General features: G+C 55.9%; 21 protein-coding genes. 11 read left to right on the forward strand and 10 right to left on the reverse strand.

The genetic code is table 11. The annotated features are described in order from the left end of the window. Nucleotides 1-5: 5 nt before the first annotated feature. The 8 genes from ACLRGG_RS16080 to ybaK all read left to right on the forward strand — a co-directional run bounded on the left by ACLRGG_RS16080 (nucleotide 6) and on the right by ybaK (nucleotide 10,449). Entirely contained in the window at nucleotides 6-1,805 is a 1,800-nt protein-coding gene (locus ACLRGG_RS16080) for a phage tail-collar fiber domain-containing protein (RefSeq protein ID WP_416250722.1), read from the forward strand. Beyond that, the gene (locus tag ACLRGG_RS16085) at nucleotides 1,802-2,347 is read left to right on the forward strand and encodes a tail fiber assembly protein (protein ID WP_416250723.1); all 546 of its coding nucleotides are present in this window, start codon (nucleotides 1,802-1,804) and stop codon (nucleotides 2,345-2,347) included. Before ACLRGG_RS16080 ends, ACLRGG_RS16085 begins: the two co-directional genes overlap by 4 nt. Then, nucleotides 2,347-3,072: a hypothetical protein gene (locus ACLRGG_RS16090; protein ID WP_416250724.1), complete on the forward strand. Its 726-nt coding sequence runs from the start codon at nucleotides 2,347-2,349 to the stop codon at nucleotides 3,070-3,072. The genes ACLRGG_RS16085 and ACLRGG_RS16090 overlap by 1 nt, the downstream gene beginning before the upstream one ends. Then, entirely contained in the window at nucleotides 3,044-3,580 is a 537-nt protein-coding gene (locus tag ACLRGG_RS16095) for a baseplate complex protein (protein ID WP_416250725.1), read from the forward strand. Before ACLRGG_RS16090 ends, ACLRGG_RS16095 begins: the two co-directional genes overlap by 29 nt. Before the next feature lie 7 nt (nucleotides 3,581-3,587). After that, the gene (locus ACLRGG_RS16100) at nucleotides 3,588-5,312 is read left to right on the forward strand and encodes a hypothetical protein (RefSeq protein WP_416250726.1); all 1,725 of its coding nucleotides are present in this window, start codon (nucleotides 3,588-3,590) and stop codon (nucleotides 5,310-5,312) included. A gap of 1,076 nt (nucleotides 5,313-6,388) precedes the next feature. Then, nucleotides 6,389-8,899, forward strand: coding sequence for a copper-exporting P-type ATPase CopA (gene copA, locus ACLRGG_RS16105; RefSeq protein ID WP_416250727.1), 2,511 nt, complete (start codon nucleotides 6,389-6,391; stop codon nucleotides 8,897-8,899). A gap of 94 nt (nucleotides 8,900-8,993) precedes the next feature. Next, a complete protein-coding gene (locus ACLRGG_RS16110) occupies nucleotides 8,994-9,794 on the forward strand; it encodes a TraB/GumN family protein (protein WP_416250728.1) in 801 nt (266 codons plus the stop codon). A 172-nt stretch (nucleotides 9,795-9,966) separates the two neighbouring features. After that, nucleotides 9,967-10,449 carry a Cys-tRNA(Pro)/Cys-tRNA(Cys) deacylase YbaK gene (ybaK, locus tag ACLRGG_RS16115; RefSeq protein WP_416250729.1) on the forward strand — a complete coding sequence of 161 codons (483 nt, stop codon included), beginning with the start codon at nucleotides 9,967-9,969 and terminating at the stop codon, nucleotides 10,447-10,449. A gap of 91 nt (nucleotides 10,450-10,540) precedes the next feature. Here ybaK and ACLRGG_RS16120 read toward each other — a convergent pair whose 3' ends face one another. Continuing rightward, on the reverse strand, nucleotides 10,541-11,407 hold the full coding sequence (locus ACLRGG_RS16120; protein ID WP_416250916.1) for a LysR family transcriptional regulator: 867 nt from the start codon (nucleotides 11,405-11,407) through the stop codon (nucleotides 10,541-10,543). A gap of 88 nt (nucleotides 11,408-11,495) precedes the next feature. Between ACLRGG_RS16120 and ACLRGG_RS16125 the strand changes: the two genes are divergently transcribed. Beyond that, nucleotides 11,496-11,927, forward strand: a complete 432-nt coding sequence (locus ACLRGG_RS16125) for a multidrug/biocide efflux PACE transporter (protein WP_416250730.1) — start codon at nucleotides 11,496-11,498, stop codon at nucleotides 11,925-11,927. On the opposite strand, the gene ushA is transcribed toward ACLRGG_RS16125, so the two are convergent. Beyond that, nucleotides 11,924-13,663, reverse strand: coding sequence for a bifunctional UDP-sugar hydrolase/5'-nucleotidase UshA (gene ushA / locus ACLRGG_RS16130; RefSeq protein WP_416250917.1), 1,740 nt, complete (start codon nucleotides 13,661-13,663; stop codon nucleotides 11,924-11,926). The two genes, ACLRGG_RS16125 and ushA, sit on opposite strands and share 4 nt — an antisense overlap. 533 nt (nucleotides 13,664-14,196) lie before the next feature. Here ushA and ybaL point away from each other — a divergent pair. Further along, nucleotides 14,197-15,867, forward strand: a complete 1,671-nt coding sequence (ybaL, locus tag ACLRGG_RS16135) for a YbaL family putative K(+) efflux transporter (protein WP_416250731.1) — start codon at nucleotides 14,197-14,199, stop codon at nucleotides 15,865-15,867. A gap of 35 nt (nucleotides 15,868-15,902) precedes the next feature. On the opposite strand, the gene ACLRGG_RS16140 is transcribed toward ybaL, so the two are convergent. The 7 genes from ACLRGG_RS16140 to ACLRGG_RS16170 form a co-directional block, all read right to left on the reverse strand. Continuing rightward, nucleotides 15,903-17,207: an inosine/guanosine kinase gene (locus ACLRGG_RS16140; protein WP_416250732.1), complete on the reverse strand. Its 1,305-nt coding sequence runs from the start codon at nucleotides 17,205-17,207 to the stop codon at nucleotides 15,903-15,905. Between the two features lie 84 nt (nucleotides 17,208-17,291). Continuing rightward, nucleotides 17,292-18,251, reverse strand: a complete 960-nt coding sequence (gene hemH, locus ACLRGG_RS16145) for a ferrochelatase (protein WP_416250733.1) — start codon at nucleotides 18,249-18,251, stop codon at nucleotides 17,292-17,294. 116 nt (nucleotides 18,252-18,367) lie between these two features. Continuing rightward, on the reverse strand, nucleotides 18,368-19,012 hold the full coding sequence (adk, locus tag ACLRGG_RS16150; RefSeq protein ID WP_416250734.1) for an adenylate kinase: 645 nt from the start codon (nucleotides 19,010-19,012) through the stop codon (nucleotides 18,368-18,370). 92 nt (nucleotides 19,013-19,104) lie between these two features. Continuing rightward, nucleotides 19,105-20,007, reverse strand: a complete 903-nt coding sequence (locus ACLRGG_RS16155) for a DMT family transporter (RefSeq protein ID WP_416250735.1) — start codon at nucleotides 20,005-20,007, stop codon at nucleotides 19,105-19,107. Then, complete coding sequence (locus ACLRGG_RS16160; protein WP_416250736.1) at nucleotides 20,004-20,879, reverse strand: DUF6024 family protein; 876 nt, start codon at nucleotides 20,877-20,879, stop codon at nucleotides 20,004-20,006. Before ACLRGG_RS16160 ends, ACLRGG_RS16155 begins: the two co-directional genes overlap by 4 nt. Next, nucleotides 20,879-21,277 carry an NUDIX hydrolase gene (locus ACLRGG_RS16165; RefSeq protein WP_416250737.1) on the reverse strand — a complete coding sequence of 133 codons (399 nt, stop codon included), beginning with the start codon at nucleotides 21,275-21,277 and terminating at the stop codon, nucleotides 20,879-20,881. The genes ACLRGG_RS16160 and ACLRGG_RS16165 overlap by 1 nt, the downstream gene beginning before the upstream one ends. 55 nt (nucleotides 21,278-21,332) lie before the next feature. After that, nucleotides 21,333-22,040 (reverse strand): hypothetical protein, encoded by a 708-nt coding sequence (locus tag ACLRGG_RS16170; RefSeq protein WP_416250738.1) that lies wholly within the window; start codon nucleotides 22,038-22,040, stop codon nucleotides 21,333-21,335. Nucleotides 22,041-22,243: 203 nt separating this feature from the next. Between ACLRGG_RS16170 and ACLRGG_RS16175 the strand changes: the two genes are divergently transcribed. Beyond that, on the forward strand, nucleotides 22,244-23,119 hold the full coding sequence (locus ACLRGG_RS16175) for a LysR family transcriptional regulator (protein WP_416250739.1): 876 nt from the start codon (nucleotides 22,244-22,246) through the stop codon (nucleotides 23,117-23,119). Between the two features lie 82 nt (nucleotides 23,120-23,201). Here ACLRGG_RS16175 and htpG read toward each other — a convergent pair whose 3' ends face one another. Continuing rightward, a complete protein-coding gene (gene htpG, locus ACLRGG_RS16180) occupies nucleotides 23,202-25,070 on the reverse strand; it encodes a molecular chaperone HtpG (protein WP_416250740.1) in 1,869 nt (622 codons plus the stop codon). Nucleotides 25,071-25,089 lie beyond the last annotated feature (19 nt).

A 25,089-nucleotide genomic window follows, 5' to 3' on the forward strand; every position in this document is an offset into this window, starting at 1 on the left:
GAAACATGTCACAAACCGTTATTACACAAGCTTTTGTCGAATGGAAAGCCCAACAGGCCGCAGACAACCAGCCGGTCACCCTGGACGAATTCATTTTCGCTTATGTGCCTGACCTCGATGTCAGCAAACCCATCAGCAACACGGAAGGCGTGCCCGCTGCCGATAAAATTGTTTACCGCCAGACGGTAAGCAAAACCGGCGTCGTGAACGCTAATTCCGTGGTGTATTCCGTTACGATGGGCGCCGAGGTTGGAGATTTTGATTTCAACTGGATAGGACTTACCAACAAGGCCAGCGGCACGCTTGCCATGATTATCCATGCGCCGACACAGCGTAAAGTGAAGAACGCCAGCGGCCAACAGGGCAACGTCCTGGTGCGCTCAATGCTGATGGAATACAGCGGCGCTCAGGCATCGACCGCCATCACGACACCCGTGGAAACCTGGCAGATTGACTTTACCGCCCGCCTGGCGGGTATGGATGAAGCCGTCCGACTGGCCGCGCTGGACATTTACGGCGCCGGGGCGTTCTTCGATACGGGCTTATTGGTGGCAAAGACCGGGACGCAATATTTTGTGACCAAAGGTCTGGGCTACGTGGGCGGCCTGCGTGCCGCTCTGGCCGCTAATCAAAACGTCTCCGTATCAGCCAAACCGACAAAAGTCTGGGCAGATGTGTGTTACCAGGGCACGTTGACCAGCGCCTACAAAACGGCGATTACTTTCACGGTCGCGGATACGCTGGAAGACCACATCACTGACGGCGTCGCGCATTATGTGTTTGCTCTGGCAAGTATTGACGCGGCGGGGGCCATTACGGATTTACGGCCAAAAGGCTCTTTGGCTGATCAAACCTTTTTACGTAAAGACAAAAACCTCACCGATATTGCAAACCCAGCAACAGCACTCAAAACGTTAGGCGGCGTCCCAACGGGCCGGACAGTCAACAAAAAGCCATTGTCTGAGGATATTAATCTCGCCCCGGATGATGTCGGGGCGCTGCCTTCCGGGGGCACTGCCGTTGCTGCCAAAAAGCTGGAAACGGCGCGAAAAATTGCTGGTGTAGAGTTCGACGGCACGAAAGATATCTCAATGACGGGTGCCAATATCGGGCTTGATAAAGTCGGCAATTATGCCGCCGTCCAGGCCAATGGCGGGCTTCACCACGAGAGTACGCATCGTATTTATTTGGATTGGGCAATCGACGGAAAGTTATACGCGACCGTTGACAACACCGACCAGGGCGCCTTTTTTACGACAAAAAACCCGCCTAATTACGGCCAGGTAGGAGCCTATCCCCAGTCAGGGGGAAACGTCGGCGGCTATGTAAATGCAACGTATTTGAGCGCTACCCAACCCCCTGCCCCAGGAAAAGAAGTTCAGGGAACTTTCATCGGCTGGAATGAAACGGGCGGACGAGGTGAATCTGATTTTGTGAATAACCGTGGCGGGGGCGTAGGCGGATTTCATTTTCGAACGGTTAACTCAAATAACAGTGTACAAAGCGGATACGTCAACTTTACAGGGACTGGCGATATATCAGCCCAAGGGAATATTAACACTGACTCCGGTGGGGTATTCGAGAAAGGTCAGCGCGTTTATAGCCCTAATAATCCCCAGCCTAACATTGTCCAGGATATGCGTTTCGGGACGTCGGCAGAATTCCAGGAGCGATCGAACAATGAGCATATTAACGGCGGGGTAATGACCTCCTTCAAAGACTCAGGAAGTTCAAATTATTGGATACGCGTCCGTCAGCTACAAAAATTAATTAATAACACTTGGTATACGGTGAGTTACACATGAAAGCTAAAATTTACGGCCCTTTTTCGCCACGCGAAAACCTGACGCAAATTGAAACAGAATTAGCCACGACGCGCAGCGTTAAATTTATCAGCGACCCCAAAGGAAACGACTGGTACGCGCTGGTTAAAAAAATCCCAGCTGATACGTTAAAAATCATTTTCGATGATACCGGCATAATCCGCATGGCAAGTTACGACGCTTCCACCCTTTGGCCGAACGGGCAAAGCGTGGCGGAAGTTGACGCCATCCCCGAAGAGTTCAACACCGATGCATTGCGCGAGCGTTGGGTTTTCGACGGCAAGAAAATAATCGCGCGTACCTACACCGCCGACGAACTGGCTGAACAGGCAACAGTTACCCGCGATAACTTGCAGGCCGAAGCCACGCTGAAAATTGCCCCCTTGCAAGATGCCGTTGATATTTACGATGCAACCGAGGAAGAGCGGGCAAACCTGACAGCCTGGAAAAAATACCGCGTCGCGCTGAACCGCCTGGACTTATCGACAGCGCCGGAAATCACCTGGCCGGAGGTGCCCCAGTAATGTGGCAAGAGTCGAAGATCCAGATTGCTGACAATATAGCCCCATTGTCCTGCGCCGTGACACCGGCGCACCCGTGGGTTTATGGTCTGGGACAATCGGCAGACTCAGGCGGTTACCTTAGCCCGCACAATGCGCTGGGCTATCTTGCCAAAAAGCTGGCAACCAGCGGGGCTAGCGGTGATGTGATTGTCCTGATGATTGCCGAAAATACGCATGATGCATTTATCCAGGGATTGAACAGCCTCGCCACAGTATTTCCGGCCCCGGCCTTTACCCAGGTAAGCCGGATGGCAAAGGCGGCCGCCGAACTGAGCACGGTAAAAATGCAGCTGCCCGCCAAAGTAGCCTACGCCCTGCCCGCTGCTGCGCCGCTGTCCGTGTCAACCAATCGGGCCGCCGTGAATGCCCAACGTGTTGCCGCCGCGCAGCTGGCCACCGCCGTCAATACCGGAACAGCCGGACTACAAAAGCAGGTCACCGAATTTGTCCAGGCCCGCGCCGCGCAGCTGGCATCCGTGAGCCAGGCGTTTGACAACCTGAAAGGGGCCAGCGCCAAAGTGTGGGCATTTACGCATAGCGGGAATTACGTCACCGGCGCCACTGAATTACTGAAAAACATCCCGCAGACCACCGCCGTGCATACCGCCGCGATGATGTTCACCGGGGATTCCCTGGCCGATTTGGAGAAGATGTTACATGAGCCAGACCGCGTTACTCGCTCTTAATGGTGAAGGCATTTCGATGCAAAACATGCTGGTTTCGCCTTCAATGCAATTCCAGGAAAAAGACCAGTCCGGCCAGACGTCCAGCACGGCCAATGCCGAACAGGGCATCAAGGCTAAAGAGTTGCGCGTTTCCGGGCTGATTACCTTTGACGACCAGGCCGTGTTACAGCGCCTGTTTCAAATTGCTTCGGCGACAGAATCCAGCGGTTCCCTAAAAACCTACCGGGTCGCACATGAAACCGCGACGGCTATCAACTTTCGCGAAGGCACGTTCACCGGCCAGATTGACGCCGTTCCCCAGGAAGACCGGCTCGCCTGGCAAGTCAGTTTCACCCTGCGAGAAAAAGGCAGCGTCCCGGAGAAACGCCAGGCGCGAAACGCCAATAAAACAGGCAGCACGAAACAAACCGGCGCCGCAGGTGGGGCAACCAGCGCCGATGAAACACCGGAAAAAATGAGCTGGTTCGAGCAGAAAGTCTTAAAACCTGTTAACGATGCGCTGGGATAACTGGGCCATGAAACCGATAAAACGTTTGTATCTGTCCAGTGATTTAGTGCATTTGGTCGACGTCAATCTGGTGTTAGAACTGAATGCGTGCGGTCGGGGATTTATCACCGCCGAAACCCTTACGGACTACACCGGCAAAATGGTGCGCCTTGATATCGGCTATGACGGTTTAGTTCTGCGCTGGTTTACCGGTTATGTCGAACGGTCTCAGCCCACACAGAAGGGTGCCCAGCGTCTTTTCGTCCGGGAGCTTATCGGCATATTCGATAAACTGTGGCCGTGCTCATTTCAGCATCCGACACTGCGGCAAATTACTGACTGGATAAGTGAACAATCCGGGCTGACCGTCGCGCCGCCAGCCGGGGCCAGCTATGCAGATAAGCCAATCCCCCATTTCACCCACAGCGGCACCGGATACCAGCTTTTTGCCAATCTGGGCAAAGCGTTCAGCGTCACAGATTATCTCTGGTACCAGTTGCCAGACGGGGCCGTCTTTGTGGGCGCAGCACAGGACAGCATGTTTGCCGGTAAACCCGTCGATATCACCAGCGAATTTAGCCAGGCCACGGCGGGCGGGAATTCCATGACCCTACCCATGATTCAGAGCTTACGGCCAGGGGCCGAGGTAAACGGCCAGCGCCTTAACCTGGTACGGCTTGAAAACGACGACATGGCGATCACCTGGCAGCAGCGCAACAAAACTACCGGCCAGCCCTTGCAGAAAACGCCAATACAACGCCAGGTTGAAGGCGCTTTCCCGGAACTGGCTTCCGGTCTTCACCTGCCAAAATTTGCCCGCGTCGAATCACCGAGCGAGGACGTCAGCAGCGGTAATATTGCCGACCCATTCCGCCCGCGCTATGCGGTCGATTTGCAGCTGCTTGATGCTGACGGCAATCCCGCAGCCGACACGCCGGTTTATCCTGCCGTGCCGCTGCCGGTACCGATGGCCGGAAGTGAATCCGGGATGTTCCAATTTCCGCCACCTGGCACACTGGTGGAAGTGGGTTTCACCGATGGCCGCCCGGATAAGCCGTTTGTGCGCCAAAGTATGCCGCAGGGCCAGAACCTGCCATCAGTAAAACCGGGCGAACAGCTGCAACAGCAACGTGACGGGGTATCGCAACGCGTGACCGTCGCCGGTGACTGGGAACGCCAGACAGACCAGACCATCCGCGAAAACTCCATGAGCAGGGAGATAAATGCCGACGACGAAACCCGCAAACTGGTAGCCAGGGAAACCACCGTTCAGGCCACGGATAAAACCACCGTGCTGGGCACGCTCACACTTCTGGCCGGAGCGGTGACGCACATAAGTGAAGGCGATTACAGCGTGGGGACATCGGGCAGCCTGACCATGACGAGCGGGAAAGATGCGAACGTCAAAATTGCCTCAAACTTTAAACGCGACATCGGCAACAACCTGGAAGACAACATCACCGGCAACGCCTCGATATCGGTCGGCGGCACGCTCACTGAGAAAATCGCCGGGATACGCCGCAGCGTCGCCCAGGCACAACAGCTGATTGCGCCGTCCGTTAAACTGGGCACAGACGAAATCAACGTGTTAACCCTTCTGACCGACACGCTGGACGTTGTCAACGCGCTGGCGAAACTGGTCGCCACCCATACACACCCAGACACAGGGGCCAGCCAGCAGGCGAGCCAGTTCACCGCAATAGCCGGTAAAACCGATACTTTACGCACCAAATACGCCCCACTTATCGCCTGACGGAAACCAGACGAAAACCCACATCGCTTAAAACGATCTGTAACGCCCACCATTGAACGCAATAACCCAAGGCCGACACCGTTCGGCCTTCTTTGCGTTCGTTAAACCACGCTCCACAGCCGCGACAGAATCACGTACGCGAAAGCGCCTCTGAGACGGAAACGGCGCTACACCGCACCCGCCTGCACGAATTGGATCTAAAAAATTTTGCAAAAGTAATTTTGTGCAAACCACCCCGCCAGCCCCTGCGGCGTCTGGGATTCTTCGCAGTGGCTGCGTTTGCACACGCCGCAAGGTTTTGCGAGGTTTTGCAAAAAATGCCGGAGGGTCAGCGGCTAACCATCTGTTTAACTGATTGTTTTTGATTGGATCTCTTTACTTTCCGTCTGGATCGCATCGGAACGCGGCCAGTTCCCTAGCAAAAGTGGGGAACTTCGGGAAGCCTTGCGGCGCAAGGGATTGCAGGAAATAACGGACGATTTTATTTTTGCAAAACTTTGCGCATCGGATCCCGTTCGGATCCCCGCGCTTGCGTGCTGAATACTCGCCAGGCCGTTGTCGGCGGAATAGATTCCGTCATGATTCCGTCCGTTTGATTCGATCGGTGGCACCGATCAATAAGGCGCGATTGATCTATTAAAGCAATTGGACGGAAGTCCATCAGCTGAGTAGGGTTATCGAATGAGCAGGGAATGAAGGTATCAGGATGAAAATATTAGCTTTAAGGCTTTGCCAGGAATGCGGCATCAAACGAAGTTACATTGACCGTCTGTTCTATACCGATAATGAACTTTGCGACAATTGTTATTTTGAGTTAGTGAATGCAGTGCGAGAACGCCACGACTAACACCACGGAAACACCGAAACCAGCCTCCGGGCTGGTTTTTTATTGCCCAAAGAAAAGCCCGCAAAATGCGGGCCTTAGTCGAAGTGTGGTCGCGTTGTGGACAGCGTTGATAAAAATCCTTTTGCATCAACATAATATTGTATTGACCTTCCCCTTGATGGAAGGTTTATCCTTCTTATCTACTGGAAATTCGTTTTCCGGTCAAACCGAACTATCAGGAGGCTTTACTATGTCACAAACCACTCTGCTAACGCTGGACGGCCTGACCTGTGGCCACTGCGTGAAGCGCGTGAAAGAATCGCTCGAAAAGCGCGAAGATGTCGAGCTGGCAGATGTCTCGATTACCGAGGCTCGTATCAGCAGCAACGCCAGTGCTGAGGATCTGATTGCGACCGTTGAGCAGACTGGCTATCACGCCAGCCTTAATCAGGGCGGCACGCGCCCAAAGCCTGAACCGCTGACAGTAACAGAGACCCAGCCGGAAGCGCTGACAGCGGCCCCTGCAAAGCTTCCGGCACAGGACACCGACAGCTTTCACCTGTTGATTGACGGCATGAGCTGCGCCAGCTGCGTCAGTCGCGTGCAGAACGCGCTGACGCAGGTACAGGGCGTCAGTCAGGCCCGCGTTAATCTTGCGGAACGCAGCGCACTGGTGATGGGCTCCGTGCCGCCACAGATGCTGATCGAGGCGGTAAAAAACGCGGGCTACGCCGCGGAAATCATTGAAGATGACGGCGAGCGACGTGAAAAGCAGCAGCAGAAAGCGGAGCAGGCGACGCGACGGTTTCGCTGGCAGGCCATACTCGCCATGACGCTGGGTATCCCGCTGATGATCTGGGGGATGATCGGCAATAATATGATGCTGACCGCCAGCAACCGCAGCGGCTGGCTGGCTGTCGGTATACTGACGCTACTGGTGATGATCGTGGCAGGCGGCCACTTCTACCGCAGCGCGGCGAAAAGCCTGATAAATGGCACTGCCACTATGGATACGCTGGTCGCGCTCGGAACGGGCGCCGCCTGGCTCTATTCCATTAGCGTTAATCTCTGGCCCGACGTTTTCCCCCCGCAGGCCAGACACCTTTATTATGAAGCCAGCGCCACCATTATCGGTCTGATTAATCTCGGCCATATGCTGGAACAGCGCGCCCGCCAGCGTGCTTCCCAGGCGCTGGAACGCCTGCTTGATCTAACTCCCCCTACCGCCCGCGTGGTCACCGCTGAAGGCGAGCGAACCCTTGAACTAAGTGATGTTATGCCGGGAATGACCCTGCGCCTGACCACCGGCGATCGGGTTCCGGTCGACGGCACCATTACCCGTGGCGAAGCCTGGCTGGATGAAGCAATGCTGACCGGCGAAGCCATCCCGCAGCAGAAATCCAGCGGTGATGCCGTGCATGCCGGTACGGTGGTGCAGGATGGCAGCGTGCTTTTCACCGCCGAAGCGGTCGGGAAAAATACCACCCTGTCGCGCATCATTAATCGCGTTCGTCAGGCCCAAAGCAGCAAGCCGGAAATCGGCCAGATGGCTGATAAAATTTCCGCCATTTTTGTGCCTGTGGTTGTTGCTATCGCCCTGCTGAGCGCGGCGGTGTGGTATGCGGTTGGCCCGGCGCCGCAGCTGGTTTATACGCTGGTGATTGCCACCACCGTCCTGATTATCGCCTGCCCCTGCGCGCTGGGCCTGGCCACACCAATGTCGGTGATTGCGGGCGTGGGTCGGGCGGCTGAGTCTGGCGTATTGGTACGCGACGCCGATGCGCTACAGCGAGCCAGCACGCTAACGACGCTGGTATTTGATAAAACCGGTACGCTGACCGAAGGCGCGCCGCGCGTGGTCGATATTCAGCTGTTTAACGGCGCTTCGCAGAAGCAGGCGTTAAGCTGGGCGGCAGCGCTGGAACAGGGATCGCAGCATCCCCTGGCGAGGGCGGTCCTCGATCGCGCGGGTGATATGCGTCTGCCCGACATTACCCAGTTCCGTACGCTGACCGGTTTGGGCGTAAGCGGCAGTCTTGACGGCTTACCGCTGGTGCTGGGCAATGGCGCGCTGATGGCGCAGCAGGGCATTGATATGTCGGCTGCCAACGATCTGATCGCCACTCAGGCCGCCCAGGGCATTACGCCGATCCTGCTGGCCGCAGACGGCAGGCTCACCGCGATGCTGTCAATTCGCGACCCGCTGCGCGCTGAGACGAGCGCGGTGATGAAACGCCTGCGTCAGAAGGGTTATCAGTTAATGATGCTAACCGGCGATAATGAAATCACCGCCCAGGCGGTGGCTCGTGAAGCGGGCATTGATCGGGCGATCGCGGGCGTACTGCCGGAGGGGAAAGCGGAGGCTATTCAGCGCCTGCAGCAACTGGGGCAGCGGGTGGCGATGATTGGCGATGGTATTAATGACGCACCGGCACTGGCACAGGCTGACGTGGGCATTGCCATGGGCAGCGGCAGCGATGTGGCGATTGAAACAGCGGCCATCACGCTGATGCGTCAGGATTTGAATGCTGTAGCGGATGCGCTGGCTATCGCTAAAGCCACCCTGAGAAATATGCAGCAGAATCTGCTGGGGGCCTTTGTTTACAACGCTATTGGTATTCCTGTCGCGGCGGGTGTTCTGTACCCGCTAACCGGCACCCTGCTCAGCCCGGTGGTCGCCAGCGTAGCCATGGCGCTCTCTTCCATAACCGTCGTCAGCAATGCGAATCGCCTGATCCGCTATCGGCTACCCTCCGCATAATCTCCCTCGGTGCAGTCTGGAAGTGCCCCTTTCCTCTGTCGCCCGATACGCTAAACCGTTAGCATAGAAAGATAACGGGCAGGAGACAGAGAGCATGGGAAAATTATTGCACCTGATAAGCACATTCTGGCAGGTGCTGTCGCCGCGCCGCTATGCCTATCCGGCACAGGACATCACTCTGGGTGACAGACAGCTGCACCTGGTGGGCAGTATTCACATGGGAACGCAGGGTATGCTGCCGCTGCCTGCCATATTACAGTCGCGGCTTGCGCAGGCGGACGCATTAATCGTGGAAGCGGATATTACCGCCGGTGCCTCCCCGTTTACGGAAAGTGAGCCTTGTTCTCCCCTGTCAGAACGTCTGACCGGTGTGGAATACGTTCAGTTCTGTCGCCTGTGTGACGAAGTCGCCATTGCCCCAGAGGCTGCGGACAGGCTGCCAGCCTGGCAAATTGCCCTGATGCTGCAGGCCCAGCAGGCGCAGCTTCTTGGCCTGCGGGCCGACTACGGCATTGATTTCCAGCTGCTTAATGCGGCGAAAAAGCAGCAAAAGCGGGTGATTGAGCTGGAAGGGCCGGAAACCCAGCTGGCCCTGCTGCGTGCGCTACCCGATAATGGCCTGTCGCTGTTACAGGACACGCTAATACACTGGCAGACTAACGCCCGCCTGCTGCAAACAATGATCGGCTGGTGGCTTGAATCACCGCCGCGAACCGGCCAGCCCCAGCTTCCGGGTACCTTTAACAGCGCGTTGAATGATGTCCTGATGTTGCAACGTAATCAGCGCTGGAATGAGGCGCTGAAAGCGCTGCCTGCCGGAAAGTATGTCGTTGCGGTGGGTGCCCTGCATCTCTATGGTGAGGGAAACCTGCCCGACTTACTGAATCAGAGATAAAAAAAGGGCCAATATTGCTATCGGCCCGTCAATAAGAACGTTTTTATGATTTTAGTTATCCACGGACAATCAGGTTGCCAGTGAGGGGCGAATTGTCGCTTAAAGCCTGGTTTTTCGCCACTGTTATTATGTTTTAATTAGCCGCGACGGGCATGCCTTAAGGAGGGATTCAATGACGCCTGCAATAAAACTTCTCGAAAAACAGAAGGTCACTTTTTTTCTGCACGCTTATGAGCATGATGCGGATGAATCACACTTTGGTGATGAAGCGGTACGTAAACTTAATCTTGATGCTAACCAGGTTTATAAAACGCTGCTGGTTGCGCTGAATGGGGATAACAAAACGCTGGCGGTAGCGGTTACGCCAGTGGCGGGAAAACTGGACTTAAAGCTGGTCGCCAGGGCATTTGGCGCAAAAAAAGTGGAGATGGCCGATCCCCGGATAGCCCAGCGTACCACCGGCTATTTGCCAGGGGGCATCAGCCCGCTGGGCCAGAAGAAGCGCCTGCCTACCGTGATTGACGCACCTGCGCAGCAGTTTGCCACCATTTTTGTTTCCGGCGGCAAGCGCGGATTAGATATTGAGCTTGCCCCGGAGGATCTGGCGGGTCAGCTCGACGCCCGCTTCGCCGATATTTCCCGACGCGATGAGTAGCCGGGTGCCGGGTGCGAGGCGCGTTGTATCTGCATTGTGCCGGATGTAACCGAACTACAGCCTAAACTGGCGCGGTACTAAGCGCAGTGGTTTAGCCCGCCTGCTGGGCCATGAGCTGGTCGAGCATCCAGCGTCCTGCTGGTCCCGGCGGCGTGCGACGAGACCAGCAGGCGTCTACCGAAATCTTTCGTGGCCAGCCTTTAATCGGTAGCTCTCGCAGTAGATGATGCCCAAACTGCGCTACCATCCAGCGCGGCAAAATGCTCCACCCAAACCCCTGCTCGGCCATCTCCAGCAGCAGCAGGTAAGATGGCGCGGTCCAGACTTTACCAGGCTGATAATGCGCCTTCTCAATCCAGGTATTCAGACTGAGCTGACGCATCCCCCTCAGTTCCTCTTCACTGACCAACGACTGTTGTGCCAGCGGATTGTCCTGATGCAGAAAGATGCCCATTTCCGCCTCCACCTGCAGGCGGGAGGTGGCGATCTCCGGCGGATATTCTGGCTGCACGCGGATCACGCCAATATGAGCCCTGCCCGTTTGCAGCAGATCTATCACATCGTCATCTTCAGCGATCGTGCATTCAAATTCGATATCAGGGTAGCGAGCGGCAAAGCGCTTTAGCAGTGACTCATGATAGTCCGCCTGCCAGAAATCAGAGATAGCCATACTGAGGCAGGGCTCCACCTCCCCTGCCAGCCTGACGGCGAGCTCATCCAGCTGCGCGCTGGCAGAGAGAATTTCCCGAACCTGCGCCAGTGCCCGCTTGCCGTTATCGGTGAGAACCGGCGAACGGGCTTCGCGACTGAACAGCGCAAATCCTAAGTCGACCTCGAGATTGGCCACGGCGGTGCTAATGGTTGACTGGCTTTTGCGCAGCGCGCGCGCGGCGGCTGAAAAGGATCCGCTCTCCACGGTCTGCACAAAAGCTTCCAATGATTCCGGTGAATAACGCATTAATGTATCGCTTTTATCGATGGTTACTGACTTCATCTTACCAGACGGACAGTGGAAAATAGCGCTCATATCAAATAAGGAGCAACTTATGCGTCAATGGACGTTGAAAGAACGTATTTTTCATGCTGTAGGGTATGAAGGTCTGGCACTGATGCTGGTCGCCCCGGTGGCAGCGTGGGCACTGGACAAGCCCCTGTTTCAGATGGGGGCGCTGGCAATTGTGCTTTCGACCCTGGCGATGGCCTGGAACATGGTTTATAACGCCGTTTTCGACAGGCTGTTCCCGCGTGACAGCGTTAAAAGGGGCCTGCCGCTGCGCATCGTGCAGGCCGTGGGCTTTGAAGGCGGGTTTATCGCCATTGGCCTGCCGGTTGCCGCCTTTATGCTGGAGACAAGCCTGAAGCAGGCCTTTATGATTGAAATCGCCTTTTTCCTGTTTTATCTGCCCTATACCCTGCTCTACAACTGGCTATACGATACGCTGCGTAAGCGCTGGGTCGGGCGCAGAGCCTGCTATTAAACCCGGGCCTGCTCCAGCATCGCGGTCAGAAAGGTCGGCAGTCGCCACTTTTTCGGCTTATCTGCCGGCTGTGCAGGGGGCGAATTTTCTGCTTTGTGGACAATCTCGCCTTTTGGTTCATACGCCGCGGCGTCAAGCGGTGAATGGCTCTGGATATACTCCTTGAGTACCTCGGCGTCGATAAAACCGCTGTTCACGTAGCCGGGAAGTTTATCTATAGCCGGATAGCCATCCCCGCCCGAGGCGTTAAAACTCAGGGTCGCCATACGATAGGTTTTATCGGCTTCCAGCGGCTGGCCTTTGATTTTAATCTGGCTCACGCCCGTGCCGTCGGCGACCAGGCTCACGTTGGCAAACTGCGCGTAGCCGCCCGAATCCGGTTTGATATTCGCCACCACCGCCAGATATTTCTCAACGTCACGCCCTTTCATATCTACCCAGGTCAGCGTGTTGCCAAACGGCTGTACCTTTAGCACATCCTTATAGGTCAGGGTGCCCGACTCGATAGAGTCACGCACGCCGCCGCCGCTCATCACGGCAAAATCGGCGCCGGTGCGGGCTATCTGCGAGGCCAGCATCAGCCTGGCAAGGTTGGTTTGTACAAAGCGAACTTTGCTACGATCCCCCTCGAAATGCCCGTTTGCGCTGCCAATTTTTACTCCCAGCTGCGCTTCGCCCTTTTTCTGGAAGGGGGTAAGCAGCTTCATCATGGCAGGATTTTTTGCAATCTCCGGGGTGTAATTAATCCAGCTGATGCTGCCGTCGGCATTGGTGACCTTGTGCTTAAGGTTAATCGGCACCAGCTCATAGTGTTCGAGCGTCAGCGTGCCGTTAAGAAAGCTAAAGTCTGCGCGACCAATGTATTTTCCCCATTCGTGCGCCTGTACAATCCAGGTGCCGTTTTGCTTATCGGGCTGACAGGGGGTACCCGGCACGTAATCGACCTGCCTGACGTTGGGCTTCGCCATACACACCGGATTCTGTGAGTGACCGCCCACAATCAGGTCCAGATAGCCTGCCGGAAGCGCCCTCGCCATTTCCACATCGCCTGGCGCGTTGGAACCGTGCTGCCCGTTGTCATAATGCCCCATATGGGTGGCGGCAATAATCACGTCCGGCTTCTCTTTATTCCGCAGCGTCTCAACCACATTTTTGGCCTCGGTAGCGGGTGGGCGAAATTCCATGTCAGTGAAATACGCCGGGTTACCGATTTTGGCAGTGTCGTCGGTGGTCAGCCCAATGACGGCGATTTTCAGCCCCATGCGGTTAAACAGGGCATAGGGCTGGAAAAGGCGTGTTCCGGTACTTTTTTGATAGATATTGGCGGAAAGGAGTGGGAACTTTGCCCACTTTTGCTGCTGGCGCAGGACAGAGAGCGGGTTATCGAATTCATGATTGCCTATCGCCATCGCATCATAGCCAATCAGGTTCATGCCGCGGAAATCGGGCTCGGCATCCTGAAGATCGGATTCCGGCACCCCGGTGTTGATGTCGCCGCCGGAGAGGATCAGCACCTGCCCGCCGTGGGCCTGCACATCGTAGCGGATCTGATCCATCATGGTTTTCTGCGCAGCCAGCCCGTACTGATCGTGCTCGTCGGGCCAGAAATGTCCATGGTGATCGTTGGTGTGGAGGACGGTGAACTTATAGACGCGATCTTTCACCCAGGCCTGTGCCGGAAGCGATACGCAAAGAATCGTTAGCGTTAGCGCTAACGGCGTCAGCGTTGTTATCAATCTTGAAGGCACAGTAAGTTCTCCTTGTTAAATAACGTTAAAGGCAGTGCAGCGCCCTGCCTGTAAATAGTGCCGCTGTATTACATTCCCCTGAGCAGCGAGGGCGCTGAATGCGCCGCACTATCGGCTAAAATACAGGCTTTTTTGCCGTCAGCGAACATCATTTTGACGTTTTCAGCGCAACTCATGCATCCACAGGGTCAGCTTAAGAAATTGGACCTTGCTGATTATTGTCCATCACGCCCCATGCATACCGGCCTCTGGCCCACAAAACCTTAATGACGCGAATTTTGGGTGGCTAACTCCCCTCTCTTTCTCTTTACAGGGAGGAATGATTGCCCACCCCGGGCGAAATCCCAATGAGAAATCAGCTGGATAACCATTAAAAGAGTAAAAAAACGCTTTATGCGATTTTTCTGGCCGGTGAGCGATTTTTTCCCTAATGAAAACCGATTAAACCGGGATAAAAATGTCATTATACCTTACAATCATTAATTACAACTGGATACATTTGCATACATAAGGAGGAGAGCATGCACCACACCACCCCGCTTATCACCACCCTTGTGGGAGGCCTGGTTCTGGCCTTCATTTTCGGTATGCTGGCCAATCGGCTAAGAATCTCTCCGCTGGTCGGCTATCTGCTGGCGGGCGTGTGCGCCGGTCCCTTTACGCCTGGCTACGTAGCGGACCAAAATCTGGCCCCCGAACTGGCTGAACTGGGCGTCATACTGCTGATGTTTGGCGTCGGGCTGCACTTCTCTCTGAAAGATCTGATGGCGGTTAAAGCCATCGCCATTCCCGGCGCGGTTGCGCAGATCGCCGTTGCAACGCTGCTCGGCATGGGGCTGTCATCGGTGATGGGCTGGCCCTGGCTAACCGGACTGGTCTTTGGACTCTGCCTCTCCACGGCCAGTACGGTGGTGCTGCTGCGCGCGCTGGAAGACAGACAGATGATTGACAGTCAGCGCGGGCAAATTGCTATTGGCTGGCTGATTGTTGAAGACCTGGTGATGGTGCTGGCGCTGGTACTCCTGCCCGCTATCGCAGGAATGTTTGAAAAAGGCAGCGCCAGCCTGAGTCTGGTGCTGCTTGATCTGCTGATCGCCGTTGGCAAGGTCGCGGCCTTTATGGTGCTGATGATGGTGGTAGGCCGGCGCGTGGTGCCGTGGATCCTGGCGCGCAGCGCAGCCACCGGCTCGCGGGAGCTTTTCACCCTTTCGGTGCTGGCGCTGGCGCTGGGAATTGCCTTTGGCGCCGTTGAATTTTTCGACGTCTCATTCGCGCTGGGGGCGTTCTTCGCCGGTATGGTGCTTAATGAGTCAGAGCTCAGCCATCGCGCAGCGCACGATACCCTGCCGCTGCGGGACGCCTTTGCCGTGCTGTTCTTTGTTTCCGTCGGTATGCTGTTCGACCCAACGATTCTGCTGAAGGAGCCGCTCGCCGTTCTGGGCGTGCTGGCGATTATAGTGCTGGGTAAATCCGTAGCTGCACTGGTGCTGGTGCGGTTGTTTGGCCATTCGCTGCGCACCGCCCTGACGATCTCGGTCAGTCTGGCGCAGATCGGGGAGTTCGCCTTTATCCTTGCCGGGCTGGGGATTTCACTCAACCTGCTGCCGGAAGCGGGCCGCAATCTGGTGCTGGCCGGGGCGATCCTCTCGATCATGCTTAACCCGATCCTTTTTGCCCTGCTGCAGCGTTACCTGGATAAAGCGGACGCCAGGCCGCAGCAGGAAGCGGCGGCAGAAGAGGAGCAGCTGCCGCTGGATATCTGCCATCATGCCATCGTGGTAGGCTTTGGCCGGGTTGGCAGCCTGCTGGGTCGGCGACTGATTGAACAGGGCATCCCCATTGTGGTGGTTGAGAACAGCCGCAGCCGGGTGGAAGCGCTCAGGGAGCAGGGCATTCTGGCGGTATCAGGCAATGCCGCGCGCGCAGAAACGATGGATCTGGCGTCTCTGGGCTGCGCGCGCTGGCTACTGCTAACCATACCCAATGGCTATGAGGCGGGTGAAATTGTTACGGCGGCGCGGCAGAAACACCCCAGCATTGAGATTATCGCCCGCGCTCACTACGACGATGAGGTGGATTATATCACCGAGCGCGGGGCGAACGAGGTGGTGATGGGAGAAAGAGAAATCGCCAGCAGCATGCTCAATCTGATGCAGATCGCACCCGCCATCCCTCCATCCTGCCCGGTATAACCATTTGGGCTCCCCCTGGTGGGGCAGCCCACGTATTACCTGTCCCAGTAGGACTCTTCCAGACTGTCTTCCCGCTCAGGAAGACCCCGCGTCAGACGCGGTGAATGCTGATTCAGTACCTGATAGCTGACACGATTAGCATATTTGCAAACCTGCGCCAGCGAGGAGTAGGTCAGATATTCCCGCCCGTGCTTACTGGAGTTGGGGACGTTTGAACGGTGATAGTTATTGGCGCTGATGTCGTGCAGCAGCGCCGCAAGTGCGCCATCTCCCGCACCGTTGGTGTTCATGATTTTTTCCGGCCCGCCCATATAGGGGGCGATATGGGAAAATATTCTGGCGGGCTGCTGGCAGTCCTGATGCCGCATCGCGCGGCTGAACTCATACTGGTTAAACTCCGGGATCGCCCCCGGCAGAAGAGGATGCTGCGTTTTACGTTTCCCTTCGTCTTCGGTAAAGCCGGCCATATACAGCCCGTGCGGCCCGGCGGTGCAGAGAACCAGATCCACCCAGTCCAGCGCCATATTAGCCGCCTGAAGCGGATCGCTGAGGCCGGTCAGCGCCTCGGCTTCCTCTTCATTCATTGCGACGATGGAGACATGCTCACGCAGGAATGTCCGCCAGAACTCAGGATTATCACCAATTACGTACCTGGTGCCCAGCGTCAGCACCACCGGCACATTATGCTTTTTCGCAAAGGCAATGGCCTGCATGGTGGCATCCGGCATCGGCTCGCCCGGCTTACAGCGGATCAGATAGGAGGTCAGCACCAGCGCGGATGCTCCGGCAATCACCTCTTCGGGTATACTTTCCCGCTTTAGCTGGTTCATCATGCCCGGGCTGATCGCAAAGGTTCGCTCACCGCGATCGCCAATCAGCGTAAAGCAGCGCCCAATCGCGCCTTCCACGCCCTGTAGGTAGTTCAGGTCGGTACGGCTGGAGGTATTGCACAAATAGCGATAGGCGTAGCCACCAATCTGCACGTTGCTGCACATCACGCCCAGCAGCACCGAACGGTCGTCTGCCAGCACCGAGTAATTGTGCAGCGTGTTGCCAATGGTTCCCCCGGCAAACTGATGGGTAATCAGGTTTTCTTCTGTCAGTTCGCGATAAAGCGCTTCGGCTACGCCATCCTCAATCACCAGCGAGTGCCCGCTACTCAGCCCGAAACGGCTGATAAAGTCATCATCGACTTTGGCTTCAATATCCACCAGCGTCTGATCTATGCCGACGATCCAGCTGGTGGCAACCTCGCTTTCGGGCAGGGTTTGCTGGAGTAAAGGATCACGGGCACTGACGGGAAAATAGTGTTTGGATTTACGCTTGCCGGGAAATTTCATCGTTCTGGCTTCAGAAAGGGGTCAGGCGGGAAAGGATAACACAGGGATACCCGACAGCGCGCGCATCCCTGTTACTCAAATCGGTTACAGGTGTTCGTTAACCAGTTCAACCATCATATCAATATGGAGGGCGTCAGCGTTTAGCGCGGGAATATAGTTAAAGCTGCTGCCGCCTGCGTGTAAAAAGATTTCGCAGTTCTCCCCACTGATCTCTTCCAGCGTTTCCAGGCAGTCGGAGGAAAAGCCCGGACTCATCACCTGCACGGATTTAATGCCCTTGCCCGGCAGTGACTTCATGGTTTCATCAGTATAAGGCGTCAGCCACGGCTCCCGGCCAAAACGCGACTGAAAGGTCAGCATCGCATTTTTATCGGTCAGCCCCAGCGCGGTCTTAAGCGCCTCAAAGGTGGCGTAACAGCGCTGAGGATAGTCGTCGCCCTGATCGGCAAAGCGTTGCGGGATACCGTGGAAAGAGGCCACCAGCAGATCCGGCTGACCGTGGGTGGCAAAGGACTTCTCAACGGAGGCCTTCAGCGCGGCAATATAGGCCGGATGTTCGGCGTAATCACGGATAAAGTGTACCGATGGCAGGCTGCGGTAGCCGGCAAAAACCTCAGTGATACCGTCCCACACGGCGGCTACCGTTGAACAGGAGAATTGCGGATAGAGCGGCAGCACAATCAGCCGGGTCACGCCCTGCGCCATCAGGCTGTCGAGCGCGGTTTTCAGGCTCGGGCTGCCGTAGCTCATACCCAGTTCTACCGGCATATCCACCCGCGCGGCCAGCGCCTCGCGCTGTCGCTTGCTGTAAACCAGCAGCGGCGAGCCTTCATCCATCCACACTGAAGCGTAGAGTTTGGCGACGCGTGGCGATCTGATCGGCAAAATAGCGCCGTTGAGAATCGGCCACCACAGCCACCGTGGGGTGTCCACGACGCGTTTATCACTGAGGAACTGCTTCAGGTAGCGTTTAACGGCGGGCGTGGTGGGCGCATCGGGTGTGCCCAGGTTCACCAGCAGCACGCCGGGTTTTTCTTGCCTCATTGTTATTCCTTATCGGGGCAGCTGTGGAGAAGAAAACAAGGCTTATTCTAGCGGAAAAATGCGGGGGGAGAACCAATTGCTGTAACAGGGGCCAGGAAGACCTGGCCCTGAGGGGATTAGCCGAGGATGTCAGCCAGCTCGTCACGCACTTCAGCCACCTTACGGGTGCCATCAATTTTGTGATAAGAGGTATTACCCGCTGCGGCCTCTTTGCTGTAATAAGCAATCAGCGGAGCAGTAAGCTGATGGTATTCAACCAGACGCTTACGCACGGTCTCTTCCTGATCGTCTTTACGGGTAGTCAGCTCTTCGCCGGTCACATCATCTTTACCTTCGACCTTCGGCGGGTTGAAGTTAACGTGATAAACACGACCAGAAGGCGCATGGACCCGGCGGCCCACGATGCGTTCGACGATCAGTTCGTCCGGCACCGCGAATTCCAGCACGTAGTCTACCGCGATCCCGGCATCCTTCATCGCATCCGCCTGAGGAATGGTACGCGGGAAGCCGTCCAGCAGAAAACCATTGCGGCAGTCTTCCTGAGCGATACGCTCTTTGACCAGCGCAATAACCAGCTCATCGGTCACCAGCTTACCGGCATCCATGATCGCTTTGGCTTGTTTGCCCAGTTCACTCCCTGCTTTAACGGCAGCACGCAGCATGTCGCCCGTAGAGATCTGCGGAATACCGTATTTCTCCATAATAAACTGAGCCTGAGTTCCCTTACCTGCACCCGGTGCACCGAGCAGAATAATACGCATTGCGTAAATCCCCTTGCGAATCGCTTAAATTTTAAATTTGTCCAGCCTGAAACCATACCATTATGGCTCTTTCTCCACAAGGAACGCGGTGGTTAACCTGCGTCTGCATAGCGTGCAGGCGAGACCTGTCGCCGTGCGTACAGCGTTTGCGAGATGACCGCAACCACGATAATCACCCCGCCCGTCACCGCATGGGGGGTTGGCATTTCAGCAAGAAAGATCGCCATCCACAGCGGGGCCAGTGCCGTTTCAAGTAGCAGAAACAGCCCGGCATTGGCCGGTGATACGTAGCGGGTCGATAATGTGATGAATCCCATCGCCAGCGGCATAACCAGCATCCCTTCGGCCAGCGACCAGCCATACTGCGTCAGGCTCAGCTCTCTGAGCGTCGTGAACATATCTTCCCCTGACCAGAGCAGGATCGCGACCGATGCCATGACCCCACCCAGCGACGGCAGCGCGAGAGTTCCCCCCTCCACCCGGGCGGTAAAGATAAACGCCAGCGCCATTGATACCGCCGTGCCCAGCGCATAGAGGTTGGCCACGGCGGAGTCACCTGCCGAACGCCCTGACATGACGATGACGACCCCGACAATCCCCATCAGGGCAGCAACCATTACGCTGCGATCGCACTTAACCTTGAAGAATAAGCGGGAAATCAGCGCGGAAATAAACGGCGTGGAGGAGATAATCACCAGCACCGTCGCCACGTTCCCGCGATTCAGCCCGTTCACAAAACAGGCGGAAGCAATGGCAAAAAACAACGTTGGCAGCGCATTCTCCCGGGTCAGCCAGGGTTTACCCAGCGTGAGGCGACTCTGCCGCCACAGCGCCCACACCAGCAGACAGACTGCCCACATAAAAAAGCCGCGCAGCATGACAATCGTCCAGGAGTCATGGATGCCCATCAGCCGAATGAACACTGAGTCAAAACTCAGGATCACGCCACCCAGAATGCCAATCAGGCTGCCGTTAACCGGTTTGGTCTGTTTCATTGCTGCTCCCATAACGCAATCAGGTTCTGTTTTATCTGCCCGGTCACATCAACCCACTTTCTGCCGTCCCCCCTGGCCCAGCCGGAGATACGCAGCGTGTTAACATGGGGAAAGTAGCTCGCGCCTGCGGCCCTGGCCTGCTTTTGCAGCGCCTCACTCAGGGGTGGCACCTCAAAACAGCTGAACGGCAACCGGGTATCGCTCATTGAGGTGAAATGCCTGCCCGCGACATCCTTCAGGGTAATGCTATTTACCTTTGCCACGTTATAGGGCTGCCAGTCACTGCTGCGGATGTGATGCAATGCTTCTTCCAGGGGTTTTGCTGAGGCCGTCGTTTCTTCAAACAGCCGTAGCTCACTGCGCAGCAGGGTACTGAAGTGTTCAGGGCGCAGCGCGATAACCGCCAGCCCGATGGTCAGTGAGGCATGCTTATGCAGGGGGGCGACAAAGATAGAGCTCGACGCAATCAGTTCATCGTGCAGATTCGTTGCGAAACTGTGTGAGGCATCCACCACCCCCTTACCTTTACAGTCGTTCAGCGGTTTGACCTCACCGATATAGGGGCTGACATGGGTGATGATGGGCACGTTGCCCGGCCCGGTACAGAGCGATGCAGGACGCTGGAAAAGCTCGCTGACCGGCTGATAGTGCGCCTGCTTAGCCAGACAGAGCGTCGTCTCCTGCTTATAGAAAAGATGCGACAGGATCACCAGGCCAACCCGCACGGACTGGACGAAGTAAAGCTCATAATCCTGCAGATGGTAGACGCGGGTTAGTTCATCCCGTAATTCATCTCGCTGCATAAGCGCTCGCTTATAAAATTGATCGCCGTGGCGTTTTTGTAGATCGGGAGATAACGATGAAGCATCCATTAATTGATTAACTCTTGCTGATAAAGCAGTGGCATAACGTTGTCGCGAAAGATGGACCCTACCGCGATTTCACAGGGCGGCTGGCGATAGTTAACCCAGGCAATTTCCTCTATCTCTGCGCCCGCGCGGGGCTGACCGACGATTTCGACGTGATACACGTGATTCTCAATTGCCATGGATTCAAACTCCGCCCTGCCGTGAAAAAGACCAAAGGGCCGGAAGGCCTTGACCTGCACGCCCAGTTCTTCCTGTAGCTCCCGTTTCAGGCAGCTCAGATGGTCTTCCCCTCGTTCGGGTTTGCCGCCGGGCGAAATAAAGATCCGCGTGCCGCGTTTTCGCGTCAGCAGCAGTGAACGCTGATGAATGATCACCGCCGAGCACTTGACGATAACGTTCATAACAGGCTCCCGGGAAGAACGTAGCCCCTCGGCTACGTCGGGGGTACATGTACGATCAGGCTGCGGCACTGGCTGTTTTCTCCACGGGTGTCATCAGGGTTTCTCCGGCCAGGAAGCGCACGATATTCAGGGCCAGGGGCGTTTTATCTTTCAGGTAGGAAAGAATGGTTTCATCGCCCGGCGTTGAGAAGCTGTCCGCAAAAATACTGATACCCTCCAGCGATTTGGTTGAGATGCCCAGCTGTAGCAGGCGATATTTAACGTCATCTGCCGACTGCGCAAATTCATAGATGGGTGACTGATAGTTGATGTCAAACTGCGCCATCATCTCCATCAGGAAGGTTTTGGCGACCGGACGCTGTTCGGGGAACTCCATCTGGTAATGGGTAATGCCATCGTTAATGGTGCTAATGTCATTGCGGCGGCAGAAATCGACCAGATGCGCGTGGATAGCCAGCTTCTCGCCCAGCAAAACCAGATTTTTGCGGTATTTCAGAATGTCAGCCTCAAGGTGTTCGATGGCAATAGAGCGGAATGCACCACTGATATCTGCCACGGTATGACCGACAACCAGTTCGCCAAAGCGGGATTTCAGCTCTTCAACGCGGTGCGACAAAATGCCGCGGTGCAGCGAACAGCCGCTGTTGCCTGACCAGAGGTGAACGGGGATGCCCTGTAACATTAGATAACATGCTGCCAGCGTGCTGTCCCGGCCACCGGTAAACATGACGAGCTGTGTTTTTGCTGTATGCTGAATGGTCATTTTCCTGTCCTTTACATGGCTGATAGTCGTCATCGCTGACTGAATAAGGAGGATCCGCTCTGTAATGCGTCTTCCCTGAAGGGGCGCTTAGCGCTGATGAGCCTGTGCCGTTTCGCCTCTGAAATCAGATTATGGAAAACGCGCTGGACATTAAAATGATATAAACAGACACTAGCTGTTAGTTTTACTAACAGAGTAAACTTATGACTGGTCTCCCTTCCCTGCGCGCTTTACGCTATTTTCATTCTGCTGCACTGCATCAGAGCTTCAGCCAGGCTGCACAGTCGCTTAACGTGACCCACAGCGCGGTAAGCCATCAGATTAAGCTGCTGGAGGAGTGGCTGGGGAAACCGCTGTTTAATCGCGCTAACGGGAGGGTGCATCTCACCTCAGATGGCGAACGGCTAAAGGTTTGCTGTATGCAAACCTTCCGCGAAATTGAGACCACCTGTGAGAAAATTCGCGCCCGCAATATTAACAGCCTGACCGTCTCCTGCGCTCCCAGCTTTCTGGCCCAGTGGCTTATCCCACGCATCAGCCGTTTCTCGGCGATACATAGCGATATAGCCCTGACTTTTCAGACGCATGTCGATATTGAGCGCGTCAGAAACGAGCAGTCTGACGTGCTGATCCTGAGTCATGAACAGCCGGTGCAGGATGACATCGCCGCGACGCTGATTACCGTTGATTACATTGGCCCGGTTTGCGCGCCCGAGGTCGCCCGGCATTTAACCTACGAAACGGACTTTTCCTCCCTTACCCTGCTGCACGCCGATACCAAGCTGCACGCCTGGGCAGAGTGGGCTAAAAAAACGGGCGCAAAGGGGGATTTCTGGGCGGGAAGGCATTTTGATAATTTGACGCTGGCCATTCAGGCGGCGCGAAACGGGCTGGGGATTATTATGACGCCGCAGATTCTGGTGCGTAAAGAGATCCGGGAAGGCACGCTGATAGCGCCACTGGGGTTCGCAGAAGTCGACCGGGCGACCTGGATGATGGTCAAGGCGTCGCGTATTGAGGAGCGGGAGATAAAACTTTTTCGTAGCTGGCTGCTGGAGGAAGCGGCCAGCGCAGGATGATGATAAGGCAGCTCACAGACAACAAAGGCCCCGCCAGCGAATGCCGACGGGGCCTGTAAGCAGGATGCTGAAGCGCTAAGGTTTACGCCAGCAGCAGCTGGTTCATACGGCGGATAAACTGGTTCGGGTCGTCCAGCGTACCGCGCTCGGCAAACATCGCCTGATCCAGCAGCAGCTCAACCCATTCGCCAAAGCGGGCCTCATCCGTGGTATCGGCCGCACGCTTAACCAGGGCGTGATCCGGGTTCAGCTCAAACAGATACTTCACTTCCGGTACCGCCTGCCCTGCCGCCGCAAACAGTTTCGCCATCTGGGTACTCATGTCATTGGCTTCGGTGGTGACAATGGCTGGCGTATCGGTCAGGCGATGCGTCAGACGCACTTCCTTCACGCGGTCGCCCAGCAGCGTCTTCACGCGTTCAACGAAGGGTTCCAGCGCCTTTTCGGCTTCTTTCTGCTCTTCGCTCTCTTCGTCGGCCAGCTTGCTTAGCGCATCATCTGCCTTACTGACGGACTGGAACGCTTTACCATCAAATTCAGTCAGGTAGCTCATCATCCACTCATCAATACGGTCAGAGAGGAGCAGAACTTCGATACCTTTCTTACGGAACAGCTCAAGGTGCGGGCTGCTTTTCGCTGCGGCGTAGCTGTCAGCGGTGATGTAGTAAATTTTTTCCTGCCCTTCGACCATGCGGCTAACGTAGTCTTCCAGCGACACGGTCTGCGCCGGGCCCTCGCTGCTGGTGGAGGCGAAACGCAGCAGTTTAGCGATGGTTTCCGCGTTCGCGTTATCCTCTGCCGGCCCCTCTTTCAGGGCCAGTCCGAACTGCTGCCAGAACTGCTGGTATTTCTCTTCATCATCCTTCGCGACTTTTTCCAGCATCTGGAGCGCTCGTTTGCTCAGTGCATTCCGCAGGTTCTGAGTGATGCGGCTGTCCTGCAAAATTTCACGGGAGACGTTAAGCGGCAGATCGCTGGAATCTATCAGACCGCGCACAAAGCGCAGGTAGTTCGGCATAAACTGCTCAGCGTCGTCCATGATAAATACGCGCTGGACGTACAGCTTCAGGCCATGCTTGTGGTCACGATTCCACATATCCCACGGGGCCTGAGTCGGGATATACAGCAGGCTGGTATACTCCTGCTTGCCCTCAACGCGGTTATGGCTCCAGGTCAGCGGGTCGGCAAAGTCATGCGAGACGTGCTTATAGAACTCTTTGTACTCTTCGTCGCTGATGTCGGCCTTATTGCGCGTCCACAGCGCCTGCGCCTTGTTGATCTTTTCCCAGGCGGTGGTGTTCTCTTCCTCGTTATGAGTTTCGATCTCCACGGGCAGTGCAATATGATCGGAATACTTGCTGATGATGCTGCGTACACGCCAGGCATCCAGGAACTCATCTTCACCTTCGCGCAGATGCAGGGTGATCTCCGTACCCCGATCCGCTTTGGTGATATCCGCAAGGGTATATTCGCCCTCACCCGCGGATTCCCAGAATACGCCCTGATCGGCGCTGGCGCCGGCGGCACGCGTGCGAACCGTCACCTTATCGGCAACGATAAAGGCCGAGTAAAACCCAACGCCGAACTGACCGATTAGCTGGCTGTCTTTTGCCTGATCGGATCCCAGCGACTCGAGGAAGGATTTGGTACCGGATTTGGCAATCGTCCCCAGGTTCTCAATGACTTCGTCCCGGCTCATACCGATGCCGTTATCACTTAGCGTCAGCGTCCGGTTTTCCTTATCAACAGAAACCCGTACGCGAAGTTCACCGTCGCCTTCATAGAGATCCGGCACGGACAGCGCCCGAAAGCGCAGCTTGTCGGCGGCGTCAGAGGCGTTGGAAATCAGCTCCCGCAGGAAAATTTCTTTATTTGAATAGAGGGAATGGATCATCAGGTGCAGAAGCTGTTTTACCTCTGACTGGAAGCCACGCGTCTCTTGTCCTTTCATGGTCATGTCTACCTCAACT

Origin of the sequence: Erwinia sp. PPS120 (assembly GCF_047918655.1) — a bacterium.
In the GTDB taxonomy this organism is placed as follows: Bacteria; Pseudomonadota; Gammaproteobacteria; order Enterobacterales; family Enterobacteriaceae; genus Erwinia; species Erwinia tasmaniensis_A.

Bases quoted from the DNA above. Each gene is read 5' to 3' on its own strand.
- ACLRGG_RS16080 (WP_416250722.1), top strand. From the start codon at position 6: ATGTCACAAACCGTTATTACACAAGCTTTTGTCGAATGGAAAGCCCAA.
- ACLRGG_RS16085 (WP_416250723.1), top strand. From the start codon at position 1,802: ATGAAAGCTAAAATTTACGGCCCTTTTTCGCCACGCGAAAACCTGACG.
- ACLRGG_RS16090 (WP_416250724.1), top strand. From the start codon at position 2,347: ATGTGGCAAGAGTCGAAGATCCAGATTGCTGACAATATAGCCCCATTG.
- ACLRGG_RS16095 (WP_416250725.1), top strand. From the start codon at position 3,044: ATGAGCCAGACCGCGTTACTCGCTCTTAATGGTGAAGGCATTTCGATG.
- ACLRGG_RS16100 (WP_416250726.1), top strand. From the start codon at position 3,588: ATGAAACCGATAAAACGTTTGTATCTGTCCAGTGATTTAGTGCATTTG.
- copA (WP_416250727.1), top strand. From the start codon at position 6,389: ATGTCACAAACCACTCTGCTAACGCTGGACGGCCTGACCTGTGGCCAC.
- ACLRGG_RS16110 (WP_416250728.1), top strand. From the start codon at position 8,994: ATGGGAAAATTATTGCACCTGATAAGCACATTCTGGCAGGTGCTGTCG.
- ybaK (WP_416250729.1), top strand. From the start codon at position 9,967: ATGACGCCTGCAATAAAACTTCTCGAAAAACAGAAGGTCACTTTTTTT.
- ACLRGG_RS16120 (WP_416250916.1), bottom strand. From the start codon at position 11,407: ATGCGTTATTCACCGGAATCATTGGAAGCTTTTGTGCAGACCGTGGAG.
- ACLRGG_RS16125 (WP_416250730.1), top strand. From the start codon at position 11,496: ATGCGTCAATGGACGTTGAAAGAACGTATTTTTCATGCTGTAGGGTAT.
- ybaL (WP_416250731.1), top strand. From the start codon at position 14,197: ATGCACCACACCACCCCGCTTATCACCACCCTTGTGGGAGGCCTGGTT.
- ACLRGG_RS16140 (WP_416250732.1), bottom strand. From the start codon at position 17,207: ATGAAATTTCCCGGCAAGCGTAAATCCAAACACTATTTTCCCGTCAGT.
- hemH (WP_416250733.1), bottom strand. From the start codon at position 18,251: ATGAGGCAAGAAAAACCCGGCGTGCTGCTGGTGAACCTGGGCACACCC.
- adk (WP_416250734.1), bottom strand. From the start codon at position 19,012: ATGCGTATTATTCTGCTCGGTGCACCGGGTGCAGGTAAGGGAACTCAG.
- ACLRGG_RS16155 (WP_416250735.1), bottom strand. From the start codon at position 20,007: ATGAAACAGACCAAACCGGTTAACGGCAGCCTGATTGGCATTCTGGGT.
- ACLRGG_RS16160 (WP_416250736.1), bottom strand. From the start codon at position 20,879: ATGGATGCTTCATCGTTATCTCCCGATCTACAAAAACGCCACGGCGAT.
- ACLRGG_RS16165 (WP_416250737.1), bottom strand. From the start codon at position 21,277: ATGAACGTTATCGTCAAGTGCTCGGCGGTGATCATTCATCAGCGTTCA.
- ACLRGG_RS16170 (WP_416250738.1), bottom strand. From the start codon at position 22,040: ATGACCATTCAGCATACAGCAAAAACACAGCTCGTCATGTTTACCGGT.
- ACLRGG_RS16175 (WP_416250739.1), top strand. From the start codon at position 22,244: ATGACTGGTCTCCCTTCCCTGCGCGCTTTACGCTATTTTCATTCTGCT.
- htpG (WP_416250740.1), bottom strand. From the start codon at position 25,070: ATGAAAGGACAAGAGACGCGTGGCTTCCAGTCAGAGGTAAAACAGCTT.